Raw genomic sequence first — 19154 nt, forward strand, 5'->3', positions numbered from 1 at the left:
CTTTCCCTTAAACTACTTCCAGCAGGCTTAATCAGCGTGGCTTCCGTAACTCTCGGTTATCGATTGTCTGTGGCTTTGCACATCCTCGCTTATCTTGTAAGTGAGGCGCAGAACGATCGCTCGCTACTGCTCCCATAGAAAAACCGCCTGGGCTCTCCCGGTAAATGCCATTGTGTAAAAGAGGAAATTGAGGTCAAGAGAATTTAAGGAAAAAGTTTCAGGCCCCATGGGAAAATAAATTTATTATGTCTCATTAGTACTTATGAATATTAATATATACTGAATATATGAAAGCAGGCTTACCATATCACAGCATCCATTGTAGCAAATCTTCGGAAGAAATTTCCAAGATATGGGATTAACAATTAGGTATCTCCTTATGTCTAGTGGGTCAGAAATTGATTAAAAAAAAAATTTATTTTTTCGTCTGATAGAGGATGTCCCCAAATTTAAAAATGAAAATCGACCTTTCCTCAATATTGAGAGTTCATGATTCGAAAATAATGATATAGGCATGAACGTCATGAAATATCTTTCCAAAGTTCCCTTCCTGATTTTCCTGCTGCTTTGCAATTGTTTGGCATACCCTTTATTGCAAAAAGAAAAAGAGTCCAATGCCACTCTGCCGTTTGTTCTCCTTGGGATGGTACAATCCAATTCTTTGAGTGAATTTAAAGTCAAATCAATACTTCCGGAAAGAGAATCAGTCGATGTGGCTCTCAATACCAATATCCAGATAGAGTTTTCGGAAGAGCCAAGCGACACTTCGCTTAAAGATGGACATCTACAAATCACTTTGCAAGAACAAGTGATACAAGGAACCTTCCAAAAAAAAGGTAAGTTCGTCTGGTTTCAGCCAAATACAAGTTTTGACCAAAACCAAGTATACCAAGTAGACATTAGTGAAAGTTTCGTAGACAAAAATGGACAGGCATTGGAGAGCTCCTTTACCTCTTCTTTCACCACCCAGAATATAATTGATGTTACAGGACCAAGTGTACGCAATACTTACCCCGAAAAAGATGCAACGTCAGTTTCAAATCTCAGCCCAATCACTATCACATTTTCTGAGCCAATTTTAGCAGCTTCCATTAACAATACAAGCATCGTAGTTACGGTGAATGGAAGTCCTGTAACAGGAACTATAAATTTAGCTTCAAACTCATCGATTCTTTTTGTTCCTTCTCTGGCCTGGCCAAATTATGCTCTCGTATCTGTTTCGATCTCAACAGGCATACAAGATTTGAGTAATAATAGTATTGTAAATCCGCCGAGTTTCAATTTTAGAATTTCAGATACTGGAGTTGTAAGCTTTATTGCAGGTAGTGAGGCTTCTACATCAGGTTATGTAAATGGAACGGGGAATGCTGCGCGGTTTAATACTCCAAGTTATTTGACATCAGATGTATTTGGGAATGTGTTTGTTACGGACACGCAAAACTGCTCCATTAGAAGGATTACAACGAGTTCTGTCGTAACTACAATTGCTGGTTCGACGAGCGGAATATGTGCATTTACCAACAATGCAAACGGATTGTCTAGTCGCTTCAACTATCCACAGGGGATAGCTTTGAACCTGGCTCAAACTCAGATGTATGTAACTGATAAATTTTCACATGCGACAAGGAGGGTGATTAATTCCGGGAGTTTTACTGTCAGCACACTTAACGGAAATAATGCGAGTGCTAATGTTAATGGATCTGGAACGACGGCCAGGTTTTCGTTTCCGGAAGGAATTGCCTTTGATACCGCAGGCAACTACTACGTCACCGATACTGGAAATTGTGCAATTCGTAAAGTGGTAGGCAGTACAGTAAGTACGTTAGCAGGCACAAATCCTACTTCGGTTGGTGTTTGTGGCTATACCAATGCACAAGGCGGGCTTGCTCGCTTTCAATCCCCAAAAGGTCTTGTTTTAGATGTTTTTGGAAATGTGTATGTCGCTGATTCTGGTAACTGTGCTATCCGGAAAGTTAGTTCGACAGGATCAGTGACAACGTTTGCAGGCTCCGAAACTGCAGGAAACTGCGGTTTTGCGGACGGCTTAGGAACACAAGCAAGGTTCAATAATCCGCAAGGGATCACAATTGATGCTTTGGGAAATCTTTATGTGACGGATACGGGAAATTGTGCGATCCGAAAAATCAGCTCCTCTGGTGCCGTCACTACTATCGCAGGAAGTAGTCCAGGGAGTATAACCTGTGGAAATGCCATCGGTTCTATGTTCCAATCTAGATTCAACCAGCCAAAGGGAATTAGCATTGATGGGCAGGGAAGGATTTATGTGGCCGATTCCCTTAACCATACGATCAAAAGAATCATCCCTTAGTCATTTACTTTGTTTCTTCCGGTCCATCGATAACACAATCTTCAATTACCCAAGTTTTTCGGGTTATCGAAATTGTTAATCCACCAAGCGCACTTACGACTCCATCTAGCCAAGTGGTCTTAATCGATATACGATAGCTCCTTTTGCTGTCAGGGAAAAATTCTTGTTCTTTCCATTCGCGGATCGGGTATGCACCCCAAAAAAGGTACCACTGTGGAAATACCCTCTCACTTTTGCACACCTTCTCCCAGCCTTCCAATTGAATGCTGCGGTCAGAGTATGGGCTTTGGATTTTTTGAGTCGTGCAATTTAGGTGAAATGCAAGAAAAGAGAGCAAAAGGAAGTAAGATTTGTTCGGTCTCATAAGGAAAGTATCGGATTTTCTCCAAAAGAAATCAATATTTTAAGACCTTCAGTTCACTAGGATAAAATTATCTATAACTATTGTTAATCGATTAAAAATAGATCATTAAAAAATTATTTGCAAATTTTCGTCCTACCTAGTTATTGATCAGTCATGAAACAGTTCTTTTTGCCATCCCTACTGGTTTCAATTCTATCTTTGGCTCATTGCACAACAATGGAGTCTGCGATTCAATTTCCAGATCCGTCCAAAAGAGATTTGAACATCCAAAAAATTGCAGTACTCACCTTTGATATCGAAGATGCCAAATGGGACGGTGAATTCACCGATGCTTTGTCTTTGCAAATCGCAAAGCATCTACCTGTTGTTGTGATCGAAAGGGATCAACTTTCAAAGGTAGTGAACGAGCAGTCATTTTCAAAAACAGGAATCATCGATACGCAAACGGCTGTTCGTATTGGGAAAATTCTCGGCGTGGATGCATTAGTATTTGGAAGAGGTTCCGCACTTAGAAAAACGGATAGCCATGGAATTTTGCATAACAATCTAATCGATACAGTCTCACTCAAGCTGGTGAAAATCGAATCCGGTCAAGTGGTGGTCAATGCTAGAAAAAAACCAGGTGCCAATTGGTCGACATGGAAATTGACAAAGTACCTTTTAGGTTTTGGATTCATTTGGAGTAGAGAAGATATCTTGATCGAAACCTGCGAATATGATTATGTTGTGGAAAGTTTAGTAGAAAACATCAAAAGCCAACTATAGAATCCCAATTAATTTTCTTGGAGGGCACTCAGTTCAAGATGATTCAATCGTAGCCTTTGTGACAAGATATAAGATAAGGATTCAAAGAAAAGATAGCCGAACTTTGGGTGTGAGTGAACAAATTCATCAAATTTTGCACGAGAGACTACATAAAGCATAGTCTCTTCCAATGCGATGGCATCGGCTGACCTCGGCTCACTATCCAAAAATGCCATGTCGCCAAAAAAATCCCCTTTGCCAAAGGTTGCTAAATGGTGGAAGCGGGTGGCATCTAAAGGAAGCAAAATTCTTATACTTCCTTTTCGAATGAAATACATCTGGTCCGATATATCATTCTTCTTAAACAATACTTCGTTTTCTTGAATTTTAAGTTCACTTGTAAAGGTTTCAAATTGATCGATCAAATCTTTTGGGAAAGGCAAAAAGAACTCAAACTGTCTCAAATGAAGATACGGGATACGTCGAATAGGTTCCAAATTTGATTCATGCAGAATTTCATCTTCCACAAATTCGATGGCTTCATCTAACTCTTCAAAAAATTTAAGATTAGGAGTTGAATTCGATAAGCCAAAACTCTCCAGGTAAACTTGTACATTCTGACCGGTTGATAATTTTTGCGGAACACTTGTCAAAATCAAAGTACCGCCAGCATTTGCAAGCCTCTGGTGGATTTGTTTGAGTAAGTTGACAGCAGTAAAATCCAAATTTAAGATACGCCGAAAATCAAAGATCATATTTCGCACTTTATTTAAATACGGTTCTACTAAACTAAGCAATTGATCAGTTGTACCAAAGAAGAGCTGTCCCTGAAGCTCAAAAATTATATTCTGATCTCCTTTTTTTAAAAGTTCATCCAATTCTGATGGCAATCTTCTTTTTTTGGAGAATTTTTGGTTTCCTAAGAATGACCTCCTAACAACAGAAGAACGAACTTGATCTCTCAAAAAGAGGAGTATCGCAAGGATTATCCCAACTCCAGCAGCTAAAAGCAAACTCGTACTCACAGCGGAAATGACCACACATAAGATCACAAAAAAATCAAATAGTGTTGCTTGGTTTCTTAGTAAACCAACACTTTTCCAATCAATCATCCGAAAACCAATTACGATCAATATCGAAGCTAGGGCTGAAACAGGTATCCAGGAGATTAAATTTGAAAAAAATAGAATAGAGACCAAGGAAAGAACTCCAACGAAGAAACCTGATAACTTTGACTTTGCTCCACTCGAAACGTTCACAAGCGATGCACCCAACGTGCCTGCACCTGCAATTCCACCAAACACTGAACTTACACAATTTCCCAAGCCTTGCCCGAGCAATTCTCGATTGGAATCATGTCTCTTTTCAGAGTATACATCCAGCACCAAACAGGTTTTTAAAGTATCGATGGACAAAAGAAATCCCAGTGTAATCGAAGGAATGAAGAGCGTACGCCAAGAGGAGGCATTGATTAAGTTCAAATTTGTAAGATTTGCAGCAATCTGTGAATGTAGACCCTCACCTTCTGGCATAATGGGTCCAACTACGTAATGGTTATTTTCTAAAGTACGCAATTCGACATAGAACAAACTCAGAGTCCAATAGGTAACTACACCAACTATCAATGAAAAAATTGTCGGTGGTATTTTTTTAAAGAACTTAGGAGCTAATACCATCGAGACTACTGTTACCAGACCAATCAGCGGCGAGATAGGGCTACGGTGTAGAGATTGCAAATCACCTAACAGAGAACCTTCGGAAGAGATAGCCAAAACCCTAGGCAACTGACTCAAAATGAGTAAGAGTCCCAAGCCACTTAAATAACCAGCCACAACAGGATAAGGGATGTATTTGATGAGCCTACCGCCACCTAAAAGTCCTAATATGATTTGGAAGAGACCTGCAATTAGAACCGCAATGCCTACAAGAATAGGAATTTGTTGGTAGGAAAAACTCCCTCGGCGTACCTCTTCTAACACAAAGACAGAGAGAACTGCCGCGGCCGGAGCACAAGGAGCTGAGATGAGACGTGGTGTTCCGCCAGCCAAAGGTGAAACGAGACCAATGAGAATGGTTCCCAAAATGCCTGAGAGGGCTGCAAAACCTGCATAAGACTCTCCTAAAGGGCTATAAACACTCAAACCGAAGGCAATGGCGGAAGGGAGTGCAACAAACATGGCGGCCATACCCGCGAGCAAATCTGACTGAAATTTTGAAAATTTTATATTCAATGAGGGAACCGAATCGCTATTGTAAAAAGAGTTTTTTTTAGGAGATTAAAATGCAAATCAATATTGGGATTCCCGAAGCAGAACGTAGCTCAATTTCGGAAGCATTGAAAAAATTATTAGCTGATACCTATACTCTCTACCAAAAAACCCATAGCTACCATTGGAATGTGACAGGACCGATGTTTCAAACCTTACACGTGTTATTTATGACACAGTATACTGAACTTTGGAATGCAATCGACCCAATTGCAGAGAGGATTCGTTCATTGGGTTATTATGCTCCAGTCGGTGCTTGGGAATTTGCAAAGTATACTAGTATCGTCGAAGACAAAACTGTCCCCAAAGCAACAGAGATGATCAAAAATCTTGTCGAAGGGAACGAGGCCGTGATCCGAACTGCGCGGGCAGCCTATGAACCAGCAGAAAAAGGAAATGACCAAGCAACTCTAGATTTATTGACACAAAGGTTAGATATTCATGAAAAGACAGCTTGGATGTTAAGATCCTTGCTTAGTGAGTGATTTAGAAAGTTACAAACGATTATAGAAAGAATCCAGATGTGCGAGAAAATTTGTTGCATGCGTAAAATGGATAAAATGTCCGCCTTCTGGAATTGTCTCTAATCGAGCATTTGGAAATAAGTTTCCGATTAGCTTGCGATCGCTCTCCGTTATGTATTCTGAACTTCCACCCAATAAAAATAGAGATTTAGTTTGAGATGGGCTAACGTTTTCAAATTGCTCCAAAAAAACTCGGTCCGATTTTCCTATCCCGTTAACATTTAATTTCCAAACGTACTTTCCGTCTAGAGTTCTCTCTAAATTCATTTGTAGGAATTGCCGTATAAAAGAGTCTGGAACATATTCTTTCATTTTTTCATCAATCTCTGCCCTCGATCGAAACAAACTCAAGTCGAACGACATAGAAGCAATTTCATTCTCATAGATAAAAGGATAGTTTCTTGGAGCAATGTCCTGTATAACTAGAGATTTCAACAAGTTTTGATGATGCAAATCAAAGTACATGGCAACAAGCCCACCCATAGAGTGACCAAGAATGTGTAGATTTGTGAGCTTATGTGTCTGAATAAACTCCTCCACATCCTTTGCCATCTCAGGTATGGTATGAATGTTTGAATGCGGAGAGTCACCATGATTTCTAAGATCCAAAGAGTAGACATTAAAGTAGCGCGAAAGATGCTTTGAAACGCTAACCCAGTTTTTGCTTGAACCGAATAATCCATGCAATAGTAAGATCGAATCTAATGAATTGGATTTGTCTAAGCATTGATAAAATTTAAAATTTAGTTCCATAAATATTCTATTTCAAACACTCGGCTCTTAATTTCTCTGCATAGACGGAAAGAATCTTCCTCCTTTTGGCTGAAAAACTAGATACATACTTGGAGAGGCTCTCGATTTCTGATTTTAGGAATTTTGAAATTGGGGGAAAGCAAGGAATAGAATCAGAATCGTTTGTTAAGTAAGAAAGCCTTTTGTTCACGTCACGAAAATAAATCTCGGCATAATTTCCACTTGGGAATTGAGAAAGATACCTAAGTTTTGTTAGACGGATTTGTTCCAGTTCGCAGGCAAGGTCTTTCTCTGGACATTTCCGTACTGGCAGAGATTCAGATGCCATATAGGCAATGTAATCAGCATGTTTTGATCTCGGGCTGAAGTCCAAAATTTTCCAGAAGTATTCGGGATCAACATAGTACTTCTTTTCAACTTCGTCGTACAGGATTTTACTTTGGTGAACTTTTAAGAAATCATACCATTCAGTGGATTGGTTCGGACCAAGGGAAAGAGCATTTGCCTTGTCCAGAGTAACCTTCAGTGCAAACCCAACTTTTGTTTTTAATAAATTAAAATCATCACCTACAAATTCGCCAGCTGATGACCTTGCCTGGAGCGCATTTGTAATTTTCATGGATTCAGCGAGACTGATTTGGCTATTCTTCAAAGCTTTATCGCATTCAAAAATGAGTTCTCTAAAAAAAGATTTTGAAGGCACTAGTCTTACGGCTGTTCGCGGAACAAATCCAATCATTCCGTCTTTTGTTTTAATAGGAAGCCAAATATCGTCAAGTGGTTCCATACTCTTTTCATCGAGAGAAATCATTTCCGCAAAATTAAGTAAGCGTAGTACGTCACTCTTTCTATCGGGAAAAAGATATAGCTTTACATCGAATTGATTTAGGATGGGAAGTTTACCCTTTGCCTCTGTGATAACTTGATTAGGACTCTTTCTAATTTTTGGAGGCAGTAAAGCTTTTGGTTCGGAAAATAAAGAAATGGAGTAAAATAGTATGAACAGAAATAAATAAGAATACTTACGTCTGTTCATATCAATTTATTGTAGATCTAGAACCATTTTTTTGATTCTTTCTATGCCCTTCTCAATGTCTTTTTCACCCAAGGCATAGGAAAGCCGAATGGCCTGGTCGTCGCCAAAAGCAGAACCTGGAACAGCTGCTACTTGGTATTGGTCCAAAAGGATTTCACAAAAGAGTTTTGAATTTGAGGATTCACCTTTGGATTGTTTTAATTTTTGGAAGGCACTCAAAGAAAACACCTGCGTTAAATACGGGAATGCATAAAACGCCCCTTCGGGCATTCTGCAATCAATGCCAGGGATTTGATTTAGCAAACCAACTATCAACTTTCGCCTTACATCAAATGCCTGTCGCATTGTTTCCACAGGCGATTGGTCACCTAGCAAAGCCGCTTCGGCAGCCGCCTGAGCGATGGAAGATGCATTTGAGGTAGATTGGCCTTGCATTGTATCCATATTTTTGACTATTTCTGCATTGCCAGCACCGTAACCTATCCTCCAGCCGGTCATGGAGTAAGCTTTCGACACTCCATTGACAACAAAAGTTTTTTCTTTCATTTTTGTGGAAATCATCGCTGGATTCACAAATTCCAGACCATCATAAATAATTTTTTCATAGATATCGTCTGAAAGCACAATGATATCCTTTGGCTCCAAAACACTTACCAATGATTCTACCTCTTTACGAGTATATGCAGAGCCAGTTGGATTTGAAGGTGAATTAAAGATAAACACTTTGGTTTTATTTGTGATGTGTTTACTTAATTGCTCTGCATTGATTTTGAAACCAGAACTAATATCGGTAGGAACAATCACTGGGATACCTTCTGCAAGCCGTACAATATCCGCATAACTTACCCAGTAGGGCGCAGGAATGATGACTTCATCGCCTGGATTTAATACTGCCATGAAGAAGTTATACAGAACCTGTTTTCCGCCAGTTCCAACAATGATCTGATTTCTTTCGTATTTTAATCCATTGTCACGTTGTAATTTATGGATGATCGCATCACGAAGGCTAACTGTTCCGCTTACAGGCGTATATTTTGTTTTACCAGCATCGATTGCTTTCTTTGCTGCCTCTTTGATGTGCTCAGGTGTGTCAAAATCTGGCTCACCTGCACCAAAGCCGACAACATCTATGCCATTGGCTTTTAATTGGTTTGCCTTAGCAGTGATTGCTAAAGTCGGAGATGGTTCGACGACATCCAAACGTTTTGCAACGAGTTTCATTCTTTCCTCTATCATTTTAATGCTTCTTCCGGTACAGTCTCTTTGAACTGATCTAGAGTATAAATTTCGTATTCATATCCTTGTTCTGTTAAGAACAATTGACGGTTTTGACCGAATCTTTCTTCGTTGGTATCCCTTGAAATCAAAGAGTAGAAGATAGCTGTGTTGTCATTTGACTTCGGCCGCAAAATACGACCAAGTCGCTGTGCCTCTTCCTGTCGACTTCCAAAGGTTCCAGAAACCTGAATTGCAATGTTAGCATCAGGTAAATCGATGGAAAAGTTTGCCACCTTGGAAACCACCAATTGTTTGATCTGGCCTGAACGAAATGCTTGGTAGAGCTCCTGTCTCTCTGGAAGAGGAGTCTTTCCTGTAATCAAAGGAATTTTGAATTTCTGAGAAATCTCTTCCAATTGATTGATGTATTGCCCAATCACCAAGATATTGTTAGATGCATGTTTTTTGAGTATGTAATCAATAGCCCTTAACTTTTCGGGATTTTCGGAAGCCAAGCGGAATTTCTCTCTGTCATCGGCGACCGAATATCGCATACGTAAATCATCTTCCATAGGAACACGTATCTCTACGCAGTTGGCTTCCGCGATCCAGGATTTTGCCTCTAGTTCCTTCCAAGGCACATCATATTTTTTGGGTCCAATCAAAGAAAATACGTCCTCTTCCAAACCATCTTCTCTGACGAGTGTGGCTGTTAAACCTAATCTACGTTTTGCTTGCAATTCACTAGTCATTCGAAACACAGGGGCTGGAAGGAGGTGCACCTCATCGTAGACTATCAATCCCCAATTGTTCGCACTAAAGATATGGAAATGAGTGAAGTCACCACCCTTTTTCTTTCTATGAGTGAGGATATTGTATGTCGCAATGGTGATGGGTTTAATTTCTTTTAACTCACCGGAATATTCACCTATGTCTGATTCAGGTATATCCGTTTTGTCCAAGATTTCATTTCTCCATTGGCGAATGGAAAGAGTATTTGTAACTAGAATTAGAGTTTCTGCTCCAACGATCTGCATCACTCCCATTCCCACGATGGTCTTTCCCGCACCACAAGGAAGGACTACAACTCCAGATCCACCCTCATTACGGCCACCAGCATGAAATGCTTCAACAGAGGCTCTTTGGTAATCACGCATTCCAAATTTAATCCCTCCTTTAGTAACAGGTCTTAGGTTGAATGGGTATTTATTCCCTTCATCGTAACCTGCCAAATCTTCAACTGGAAACCCAATCTTGATCAATGCTTGTTTGATGTGACCACGGTATTCTTTTTTGATACGGATTTTGTCGCCTTCCATTCCGTCGACAAAGGGCTGCACAGCTCGGTTATTTGCAATCTCAGTAATGAAGCCAGCTTCGTTTGAAATGATATAAAGCTCACCTGACTCTTCTTTTACCAATTTTACTTTTCCGTATCTAGAAATTTGCTCTCTAACCTCATTGATCACGTTTTTGGGAACGGAATAGCGGGCAAACTGAACTAAACCATCTATGATTTCATCGGCCGTCATTTTAATGGAGGCTGCATTCCAAAGCGAGAGAGGAGAAATACGATACGTATGCATATACTCTGGGCTTTTTTCGAGTTCTGCAAATTTAGAAATTAAATCACGACATGCTTCAAACTCAGGGTTGTCTACCTCGAGTAACATGGTTTTATCACTTTGGACTGTGAGTGGTTTGGCCATAAAAAATACCTCTCAAAAACCAGGCTGAAAAGCAAAAGTCACCTGTCAAGCCCTTTCCCTTTAGAAGCCTTTCGAGCACTAAAATACGGTTTTTTCAGGAATTTTTTCTAAAAATCACATATAAAGAAGGGGAACCTCGCTTAACACAAGTTAGTATCCCTCTTCCATTTCTATAAAATTTGGTTGACATTTGAAAAAAGCATATTCGGAAGGCCTAACAGGGCTTACGTTTCTTTTGGCTCAGCCAAATTCACTTTGCTACACTTAATTTTCTCTCTTCCCTTAAGGAAAGAAAAGTATATATAATATCTTTTGCGCTTTGTTGGAAATGTTTAGGATCTGAAAAATACCTTCTGTATTCTCTAGCTCCATCTACACCCTGGTACAAACCAAGTATGTGTTTCAATATGTGATGTGCTTTAGTACCTCTTTCCATTTCTGATTCTAAATAAGGGATCAATTGCAAGAGGATTTCCTCTCTTGGTAGACTTGAAGGTATCTCGCCATAAAAATCACAATCAGCATTCAAAAATTGATACGGATTTTCATAGGCTGCCCGCCCTATCATTACACCATCTACATACTTTAGATGGAATTTTGCAGAATCAAAGTTTAGAATGCCACCATTGATGACAATAGGAAGCTCTGGAAAATAATCTTTCAGTTTATACACATCATCATAGCGAAGAGGCGGAACAGTGCGATTCAATGCAGGAGATAAACCTTTGAGGATAGCAATTCTTGCATGTACTATGATACGATCGACTCCTGCCTCTTTGATCTCTCTGACAAATTCGAACAGATCATCAAAACTTTCTCTTCCATCGATACCGATTCTATGCTTCACAGTGACCGGTACCTTTACTTTCGTTTTGACCATAGATACCATCTTTGCGACTAATTTGGGCTCCTTCATCAAACAGGCCCCAAAGGCACCACTCTGGACTCGGTCAGAGGGACAACCAACGTTCAAATTAATTTCGTCATATCCAAAGGATTCACCTATAATGGCCGCCTCTGCCAATAAGTTTGGATCATCACCTCCTAGTTGTAAGGCGATCGGATGCTCAATTTTATCATATTCTAAAAATCGACTAGGATTTGCACTTTTTAGGATGGCTCCCGTTGTAACCATCTCAGTATATAAATATGTTTTTTTGCTCAGGAGACGAAAAAAGTAACGAAAGTGCCGGTCTGTCCAATCCATCATCGGAGCAAGAGAAAGAGTCCACTCTGCAATTGATGGATTGTGATTCATGGCAACTTAGGCCTCCTGTGTTTGCTCCTCTCGAGATGCCAGTGTGAGAACAGAGGCAATGTCTGTCGGCACACCTCTTTGAATCTCTTCTGAGGCTATGACAGCAAAGTTTCTAGGTGGTAGATCTTTGGCGATCAGAAAAGCAAAGGGTTGTCTAAGGGTTCGCGAAATCACAAATATCAAAAATCTACCTGCTTCTGCTGCTTTTTGCAGTTCTGCAAAAACAGACTCCATGAGGCGGATGCGGAATTCGTGCGGGAGTACGATGACTGATCCTCCATCCATTTGGTCTTGCACTAAACTTCGCTGCAATCGATCTACTATCCTTGGATCGATTGTGACTACATGTAATTTTCCATCTGCGGAGAGAAAATCATTTATGATTTGGCGGGAGATTGCCTGTCTTACTGCTTCTGAAAGTAAAATGGAATCTCCACCCACCTTATTAATATTATTTGCAATTGCTTCCATGATTTTGGGTAGATTTTTAATCGATAGCCCCTCCGCCAAAAGATTTTGTAAGGTCTGCTGGATAATACCGAGTCTTCCTTGTTTATCATATTCAAGCTCCTGCACCAATGTCGGATGAGTCTGACGTAAATGCTCTAAAAGAGCTTTTACTTCTTCTCTACCTAATAGTTGAGAGGCATATGTGGAGATTAATTCTTTCAAATGTGTAATGATAACAGTGGATGGATCGACAACCGTATAACCTTTGTTTTCTACCTCAGGCCGTGTCATGGGATCAATCCAAATTGCTTTCATTCCGAAAGCTGGTTCTAAGAAATTTTCTCCAACAATTGGTTCTAGATCCCTTTGTGAGTTGTTCATCGCCATCAGACGATCTGCTTTGATAACTGCTTGTCCTACAACAACACCATTGATTCGAATTGTATAATTATCATGGGGAATCTCCAGATTATCCACGATACGTATAGCAGGAATCACCAAACCGAAGTCAGTGGCAAATTTCTTTCGAGTATTGGCAATCTGTTCAAGTAAATGTCCTCCCGCAGATGCATCCACCAATGGCAAAAGATCTCGTCCTAACTCCACTTGAATGGCTTCAACTGTGATCTCCTTAATATAATTCTCAGGTTTTTTCTCAGTTACTTTTTCTTGTGAGACTGTTTCAATCTTTTTGATCTCTTCTTTTGCTACTTGTTCAATAGAATATCCTAAATATCCTACGCCCGCAGATAAAAGAATGAGTGAAATAAATGGTAAACCTGGAATCAAACTTGCAAGACCGAGAGCGCCAGCAACAACATAGAGTGACTTTGCGTTACCAAAGAGTTGTGTTTTGATCTCTGTGGTTAATTTTTTTTCTGAGCTAGAACGAGTTACAATTATACCTGTAGCTGTAGTGGATAGGAGCCCTGGAATTTGAGAAACAAGACCATCACCTATTGTAAATCGACCATAGGTTTCTATTGCGGCTAAAAAACTTTCACCTCGAATTGTAGAACCAATGATCACGCCTCCAATCAAATTGATGGCCGTAATGATAAGACCTGCCCTTACATCTCCTTGTACAAATTTGGAAGCACCATCCATAGCCCCATAAAAATTTACTTCTCTCTGTAATTTCTCTCGTTTGAATTTCGCTTCTTGTTCGGTAATTGCTCCACTATTCAATTCCATATCGATCGACATTTGTTTCTGAGGTAATCCATCCAATGTGAACCTAGCTGCCACTTCGGAGATTCTAGTTGCACCTCGGGTAATTACAACAACCTGTACGATAGTCAAAATGATAAAGATAATGAGTCCGACTACATACTTTCCTAATCCTGCCTCTCCTCCCACGACAAATGTTCCAAATGCTTCGATTACATTTGAATTCATTGCTGGACCTTTAGAGAGAATCTGTCTTGTCGTCGATACGTTTAAGGCTAACCGATATAAGGTTGTAATTAACAGTAAACTAGGGAAGATAGAAAATTCGCTTGGATCTGTTGCGGATAAAGCCGTCAACAAGATCAATAGTCCTAAGCCGATACTCAGAACTAGTAAAATGTCCAGTATAAACCCAGGCAGTGGAACGATTAACATTCCTAAAATGACGAGAACACCGATTCCTAAAATTAAATCTGATTGTTTAAGGAGGTCTCTGATATTCATTATGTCCTACCTATTTTTCGTTTAAATTTTTCAAGAGTAAATAGAATGTTCGCCACAGCTTGGAATAGTTCATTTGGAATCTCTTTGCCGACATCCACTTGGTGGTATAAAAAACGGGCATTAGCTGGACTTTCTACAATGGGAACATCATTTTCCCTGGCTATCCTTCTGATTTCGAGTGCGAGTCGATTTTCCCCTTTTGCTATGACTCTAGGGGCTGCATCTCCTAATTCATACAAAAGAGCTACCGAGTAATGTGTTGGATTGGTGATGACAACATCTGCTTTTGGCACTTCACGAAGCATATTGCCCTGCATCATATCTCTTGCCAGCTGCATCCGTCTGTTTTTTAAGATTGGATCTCCACCATCATCTTTTGCTTCTCGCTTCGCTTCACTTGGCGTTTGCTTCAAAGACTCTTCAAATTCAAATTTTTGAAAAAAGAAATCACTAACTGCGATCGCCAATAGTAGAATGCCTGCGGTCATCATGATTTTAAATCCAGAATAGGAAATAAGAGTGATGGATTCTAAAATACCCATATTTCCAGTGAGTAGGATTTTTAAAAAGTCGCCCGCAATCAAAATATAACTAATAAAACCAATCAAAATCACCTTTGCTAAGGACTTTGCTAAATTAAACATTGTTTGGCGATTAGGCAAAATACGATTAAAGTTTGGTGTAACTCTATCAAACCGAAATGCCAATGCTCTAGGGGTAAATAAAAATCCTACTTGTACAACATTTCCTACGATGGCAAATAAAACAGTAACTGCCAAGATTGGCCAAATTAATCCTAAAAAATCCGAGGCAACCATGCCTAGCATCACTCGAAATTCCTCAGCTCCGAACCTATCGAGCGAAACACCCATCGCCATATACTTTTTAATAAATTTTGCAGTATCTTTAATAAATTTTTCACCAAATAGAAAAATTACAGCAGTCCCACCTAATAATACTAATGTGGAGGCAACCTCTTGAGACTTTGGTACATTTCCTTTCTCCCTTTCTTCTCTCCTTCTTCTTTCACTGGGAGGCTCAGTTCTACCTTCATCAGCAGCAGCAAATAGCTGGAGATTAATTTGGAAATATGGATCAAGTTTCAAAAGTTCCTGATTCATTATCTGGGCCACTCCCGGATGAGAATTGTGACCTTATCAAGTGATAATTGAATACCTTGCGTCATTTGCGAACTGATGAATGTTAATGTAGCTATAAGGGTAAGTGTACCAATAAATACTTTTAAAGGGAAAGACATAGACATCACATTCATTTGTTGTGCCGCCTTACCCATAAGTCCTTCTGCCAAACTCACTAAAAATAGTATTCCCATCACAGGTAGGGCAATTTTAAATGCCACGACAAACATGGCTCCTATTGTATCTTGGAACAGGTTGAGCAAACCGAGGTTAACTTGTTTTGTAAATTGTAGTATTTGAATCTTTTCAAAAGAATAAGCCAGGGTTTCGATCATCATTCGGTGTGCACCAATGACTAAAAAAATCGCAGTCGCCATTAAATTTTTAATCGTACCTATGGCAGGTAAGGAGTTCTGTGTGATAGGATCAAGAATTTCAGTATATCCAAAACCTATTTGGTTATTGAAAAACTCACCTGCCATTTGGAAAGAAGCAAATACTATCGATACTATAAAACCCATGATCACACCGACTAACATTTCGGAGATGACCACAATTCCATAATTAATCATATGCCCTGGAACTTCTGGCATATAGGATGCCACAACGGGGAACACAATCAGGCTTACCATAAACGAGAATATCATTTTGAGAGTAAACGAAATCGAATCTGAAGAAAAGAATGGCGCAACTAGGAACAAACCTAGCAATCGAGCTAAAACAAATAAAAAAGCTTGAAACTGAAGTAAGAAATATTCCATATCATATCTTTTCTATCATAAAGAATATCTCACGTGTGTAGTCTGTCATCACCCGAACCATCCATGCAGAGAAAAAAACGATTACAGCAAAAATTGAAACGAGTTTTGGAACGAAGGCTATCGTTGGTTCCTGGATCGAGGTGGTAGTTTGTAAAATTCCAATGATCAAACCAACAATGAGTGCAGTTATCAAAATCGGACTTGATATCTTAAGTGTTACTATGAAGGCTTCGCGGATTAAATTGATTACATCTACTTCCGTCATTTATAGCTCCTTACTAATTCGAGCACCAAAAGATTCCATCCATCGATTAAAATAAAAAGAATCAACTTTAATGGTAAAGATATCATGACTGGTGGTAACATCATAAAACCCATTGCCAATAGAGCAGAGGCAACTATCAAATCGATAACGATAAAGGGTATGAAGATATAGATGCCGATGATAAATGCCTTTTTAATTTCTGAAAGCATAAAGGCAGGAACTAAAACATAAGAAGGAACATCATCGAACGATTTTACATCCTTTACTTTCCCAATTTTTAAGAACAATGCCACATCCTTGGCACCTTCTTTCCCAAGCTGTCTTATCATAAATTGACGGAGTGGTTTTAAACTTCCCTCTAAAAATTCGTTTTGATCGATTTTCCCATTAAGATAAGGTTGAAGTGATTGGTCATTGATTTGACCGATTGTTGGTGCCATGATAAAGAATGTAACAAACAGAGCCAATCCCATCATAACTTGGTTAGGTGGCAAGTTTTGAAGAGACAAAGCTCTCCTAACAAAATCAAATACTATGACAACCTTTGTAAAGGATGTTACACTCATCACAATCGCAGGTGCTAAAGAAAGGATGGTAACCAAAAATAAAATCATCAGCGAAAGGCTTGTCTCTTTTGGTCCCTTCGCCTCATTTACATTAAAGGAAAGATTGGGAATGGGAATCCGTGTACCTCTACCAGAATTTGCCTGCGCTGAGAGGTCTAGATTGCATAGGAATAAACATTGAATGACAAAGAACGTACCAAGAAACATAAAAAGTGTCTTTCGTTGCTCAGGTTTCAAGCCGAAGGTCATGATGAACCTCCTTCCAAAAGCTCTCGGTGTTTCCTAAGTCTTTCTACACTTTCTCTCGCTTTCCTCTGGATTTCCGCATCTACCGAAAAGTCTGGGCTTTCTATTTGTTTGCGGTCTATCCTTATTTTCTTTGACAATGCCTTTGACTGAAGGCCTTCCAAAAGAGTTTCCAAGAAGTTTGGTACGTAAGGATCCGCTTCTGACTTCATTTGGTTGATCTGGTTTTTTTCATCTGGCGAAGTGATTTCCGAAATTAAGTTAATGGATCCTTCAGCTACACCTAAAACCAATATCTTCCCGCCCACTTCAACGATTTGCACAGACTGACTAGGACTTAGTGACAAAGAAGATAGAACCTTCATAAAACCTTTTACTGGGTACTTTGAGGCCTTGGAGATTTGCATTTTTTGGACAAGATAATAGCCGGCACCAACTAATATAGCTAAGACGAAAAGTATTTTTAAAAGAATCCAAGTAGCGGATGGGGAATCCTCATTAGTATCCATGTACCTTTCTTGGATAGGATTGGAAGTTTCATTGCCAGTGTTTGTGTTTGTATTCTTTTCTTCGTTCGTTGTGTTAGAATTTGTGTTTGTTGATTTATCGCCGTTTACGCCTAACTCTGTCCTGAGGATTTGATCCATTTCTTTATTGCTGGGAACATCTCCCTCAGCAAAAACTGAACTTGAAAGGAAAAGCTGTACAGCTAAGTACATAATTATCCCTAGCTTGGTTAACTTTTCCACTCTTTTCATTTTCATTTTTCGCCTTTCAGTCGATCCGTAGGGCTGACGATATCGGTAACGCGGACACCAAAGTTTTCATCGATGACCACAACCTCGCCCTTTGCTATCAGCTTTCCATTGACGAGCAAATCAACCGGCTCACCAGCTAACTTATCCAATTCGATAATTGAACCTTCACCGAGTCCTAGAATATCTTTAATGTACATTTTGGTGCGCCCCAACTCTACTGTCAGTGCCATCTGCACATCCATCAATAGGTTAAGGTTAGTTTGACCAGGTCCTGCGCCAGCATTTGCTAAAGACGGAAAGTTGACACCCTTGATACCAACAGAGCTCTGTCCAGCTCCTCCAGCACCGAATCCACCGCCTGGGACCGCAACATTCATCCCTCCTGTGGAAGCTTGGCTTTTTTGTGAGCCACCTTTTTGTATGTCCAAAATGCTGTGCGCCATATTGGAACCTATTAAATAGTACACTTTGAACGAACCTACACCATCAATGTTGAGACTGAGTGCAGTTTTTACCAAATTTTGATCATCTGGTAATTGAAGATCGCGCGGAGATTCCACCAAGGTGATATCAGCAGGTGTTCCAGACATCGCACCACCTAACTTTAATCCAATTTGTGCTGTGACTGTCCCGATGATAGGAGACATACTATCTTTTAAGGTTTGAAGTTGTGCATTATCTAATTGGCCAGGCGGTGTCATTCCACCCATCATAACACCTGCTATCTTGGCAGCATTTTCCTGAGCCATGAGAAGACTCACCTTTCCAGCAAGCGTACCACTCAAATTGGAGTAAAGACAGACCATCTTTGAACCAAATTCTTTTTGGATTTCCGAATGGTTGCTAGACTCAGTCGCGGGATTCATAAAACGCGTGTTTTTTGCTAAAATAGTTCCTAATGTATTGCCTGCGATTTGAAAAGAAGAACCTACGATATCTGATATGATATCTCGGTCTATTGGGGATAAAGCATCCGCCCCAGAAGTTGAACTTTGGCTGAGAGAAGAAAGATCAAATGTATCATCCGCGCCCTGTAAAAGCGCATCTATTTCGTCTTGTGAGAGCGAACCTTCACCCATACCCTATCTCCGGA

17 protein-coding genes are annotated in these 19154 nt (G+C 39.8%); 3 read left to right on the top strand and 14 right to left on the bottom strand.

Translation table 11 applies throughout. From position 1 onward, the window contains the following. Nucleotides 1-514: 514 nt before the first annotated feature. Nucleotides 515-2329 carry an Ig-like domain-containing protein gene (locus DI060_RS11055; RefSeq protein WP_108976579.1) on the top strand — a complete coding sequence of 605 codons (1815 nt, stop codon included), beginning with the start codon at nt 515-517 and terminating at the stop codon, nt 2327-2329. Nucleotides 2330-2333: 4 nt separating this feature from the next. Here DI060_RS11055 and DI060_RS11060 read toward each other — a convergent pair whose 3' ends face one another. Continuing rightward, complete coding sequence (locus DI060_RS11060) at nt 2334-2693, bottom strand: hypothetical protein (protein WP_108976580.1); 360 nt, start codon at nt 2691-2693, stop codon at nt 2334-2336. A 153-nt stretch (nt 2694-2846) separates the two neighbouring features. Between DI060_RS11060 and DI060_RS11065 the strand changes: the two genes are divergently transcribed. After that, complete coding sequence (locus DI060_RS11065) at nt 2847-3458, top strand: CsgG/HfaB family protein (RefSeq protein ID WP_244594373.1); 612 nt, start codon at nt 2847-2849, stop codon at nt 3456-3458. Between the two features lie 8 nt (nt 3459-3466). Here DI060_RS11065 and DI060_RS11070 read toward each other — a convergent pair whose 3' ends face one another. Continuing rightward, nucleotides 3467-5668, bottom strand: coding sequence for a SulP family inorganic anion transporter (locus DI060_RS11070; RefSeq protein WP_108976581.1), 2202 nt, complete (start codon nt 5666-5668; stop codon nt 3467-3469). A gap of 50 nt (nt 5669-5718) precedes the next feature. Here DI060_RS11070 and DI060_RS11075 point away from each other — a divergent pair, with 50 nt between their 5' ends. Beyond that, a complete protein-coding gene (locus DI060_RS11075; protein ID WP_108976582.1) occupies nt 5719-6189 on the top strand; it encodes a Dps family protein in 471 nt (156 codons plus the stop codon). A gap of 9 nt (nt 6190-6198) precedes the next feature. Here DI060_RS11075 and DI060_RS11080 read toward each other — a convergent pair whose 3' ends face one another. The 12 genes from DI060_RS11080 to fliN form a co-directional block, all read right to left on the bottom strand. Next, complete coding sequence (locus DI060_RS11080) at nt 6199-6981, bottom strand: alpha/beta fold hydrolase (RefSeq protein ID WP_108976583.1); 783 nt, start codon at nt 6979-6981, stop codon at nt 6199-6201. A 7-nt stretch (nt 6982-6988) separates the two neighbouring features. Next, nucleotides 6989-8017, bottom strand: coding sequence for an SH3 domain-containing protein (locus DI060_RS11085; protein ID WP_108976584.1), 1029 nt, complete (start codon nt 8015-8017; stop codon nt 6989-6991). Between the two features lie 6 nt (nt 8018-8023). Continuing rightward, nucleotides 8024-9238, bottom strand: coding sequence for a pyridoxal phosphate-dependent aminotransferase (locus tag DI060_RS11090; RefSeq protein WP_108977106.1), 1215 nt, complete (start codon nt 9236-9238; stop codon nt 8024-8026). An 11-nt stretch (nt 9239-9249) separates the two neighbouring features. Then, nucleotides 9250-10944 (bottom strand): DNA repair helicase XPB, encoded by a 1695-nt coding sequence (locus DI060_RS11095; RefSeq protein ID WP_108976585.1) that lies wholly within the window; start codon nt 10942-10944, stop codon nt 9250-9252. 250 nt (nt 10945-11194) lie between these two features. Beyond that, nucleotides 11195-12202 carry a tRNA dihydrouridine(20/20a) synthase DusA gene (gene dusA / locus DI060_RS11100; protein WP_108976586.1) on the bottom strand — a complete coding sequence of 336 codons (1008 nt, stop codon included), beginning with the start codon at nt 12200-12202 and terminating at the stop codon, nt 11195-11197. A 6-nt stretch (nt 12203-12208) separates the two neighbouring features. Continuing rightward, entirely contained in the window at nt 12209-14326 is a 2118-nt protein-coding gene (locus DI060_RS11105; protein ID WP_108976587.1) for a flagellar biosynthesis protein FlhA, read from the bottom strand. Then, nucleotides 14326-15447 carry an EscU/YscU/HrcU family type III secretion system export apparatus switch protein gene (locus tag DI060_RS11110; RefSeq protein WP_108976588.1) on the bottom strand — a complete coding sequence of 374 codons (1122 nt, stop codon included), beginning with the start codon at nt 15445-15447 and terminating at the stop codon, nt 14326-14328. Before DI060_RS11110 ends, DI060_RS11105 begins: the two co-directional genes overlap by 1 nt. After that, complete coding sequence (gene fliR / locus DI060_RS11115) at nt 15447-16226, bottom strand: flagellar biosynthetic protein FliR (RefSeq protein ID WP_108976589.1); 780 nt, start codon at nt 16224-16226, stop codon at nt 15447-15449. Before fliR ends, DI060_RS11110 begins: the two co-directional genes overlap by 1 nt. A gap of 1 nt (nt 16227) precedes the next feature. Further along, nucleotides 16228-16491, bottom strand: a complete 264-nt coding sequence (fliQ, locus tag DI060_RS11120; protein ID WP_108976590.1) for a flagellar biosynthesis protein FliQ — start codon at nt 16489-16491, stop codon at nt 16228-16230. Then, nucleotides 16488-17264, bottom strand: a complete 777-nt coding sequence (gene fliP, locus DI060_RS11125) for a flagellar type III secretion system pore protein FliP (protein WP_244594389.1) — start codon at nt 17262-17264, stop codon at nt 16488-16490. The genes fliQ and fliP overlap by 4 nt, the downstream gene beginning before the upstream one ends. A gap of 38 nt (nt 17265-17302) precedes the next feature. After that, nucleotides 17303-18022 carry a flagellar biosynthetic protein FliO gene (gene fliO / locus DI060_RS11130; protein WP_108977110.1) on the bottom strand — a complete coding sequence of 240 codons (720 nt, stop codon included), beginning with the start codon at nt 18020-18022 and terminating at the stop codon, nt 17303-17305. A 41-nt stretch (nt 18023-18063) separates the two neighbouring features. After that, complete coding sequence (gene fliN, locus DI060_RS11135) at nt 18064-19140, bottom strand: flagellar motor switch protein FliN (protein WP_108976591.1); 1077 nt, start codon at nt 19138-19140, stop codon at nt 18064-18066. Between the last annotated feature and the right edge of the window lie 14 nt (nt 19141-19154).

Origin of the sequence: Leptospira ryugenii (assembly GCF_003114855.1) — a bacterium.
Taxonomy (GTDB): Bacteria; Spirochaetota; Leptospiria; order Leptospirales; family Leptospiraceae; genus Leptospira_A; species Leptospira_A ryugenii.

Coding starts and splice junctions, on each gene's coding strand:
- fliQ (WP_108976590.1), bottom strand. CDS start 16,491: ATGACGGAAGTAGATGTAATCAATTTAATCCGCGAAGCCTTCATAGTA.
- DI060_RS11085 (WP_108976584.1), bottom strand. CDS start 8,017: ATGAACAGACGTAAGTATTCTTATTTATTTCTGTTCATACTATTTTAC.
- DI060_RS11110 (WP_108976588.1), bottom strand. CDS start 15,447: ATGAATCAGGAACTTTTGAAACTTGATCCATATTTCCAAATTAATCTC.
- DI060_RS11065 (WP_244594373.1), top strand. CDS start 2,847: ATGAAACAGTTCTTTTTGCCATCCCTACTGGTTTCAATTCTATCTTTG.
- fliO (WP_108977110.1), bottom strand. CDS start 18,022: ATGTACTTAGCTGTACAGCTTTTCCTTTCAAGTTCAGTTTTTGCTGAG.
- fliR (WP_108976589.1), bottom strand. CDS start 16,226: ATGGAATATTTCTTACTTCAGTTTCAAGCTTTTTTATTTGTTTTAGCT.
- DI060_RS11055 (WP_108976579.1), top strand. CDS start 515: ATGAACGTCATGAAATATCTTTCCAAAGTTCCCTTCCTGATTTTCCTG.
- dusA (WP_108976586.1), bottom strand. CDS start 12,202: ATGAATCACAATCCATCAATTGCAGAGTGGACTCTTTCTCTTGCTCCG.
- fliN (WP_108976591.1), bottom strand. CDS start 19,140: ATGGGTGAAGGTTCGCTCTCACAAGACGAAATAGATGCGCTTTTACAG.
- fliP (WP_244594389.1), bottom strand. CDS start 17,264: ATGTTTCTTGGTACGTTCTTTGTCATTCAATGTTTATTCCTATGCAAT.
- DI060_RS11060 (WP_108976580.1), bottom strand. CDS start 2,693: ATGAGACCGAACAAATCTTACTTCCTTTTGCTCTCTTTTCTTGCATTT.
- DI060_RS11080 (WP_108976583.1), bottom strand. CDS start 6,981: ATGGAACTAAATTTTAAATTTTATCAATGCTTAGACAAATCCAATTCA.
- DI060_RS11090 (WP_108977106.1), bottom strand. CDS start 9,238: ATGAAACTCGTTGCAAAACGTTTGGATGTCGTCGAACCATCTCCGACT.
- DI060_RS11105 (WP_108976587.1), bottom strand. CDS start 14,326: ATGAATATCAGAGACCTCCTTAAACAATCAGATTTAATTTTAGGAATC.
- DI060_RS11095 (WP_108976585.1), bottom strand. CDS start 10,944: ATGGCCAAACCACTCACAGTCCAAAGTGATAAAACCATGTTACTCGAG.
- DI060_RS11075 (WP_108976582.1), top strand. CDS start 5,719: ATGCAAATCAATATTGGGATTCCCGAAGCAGAACGTAGCTCAATTTCG.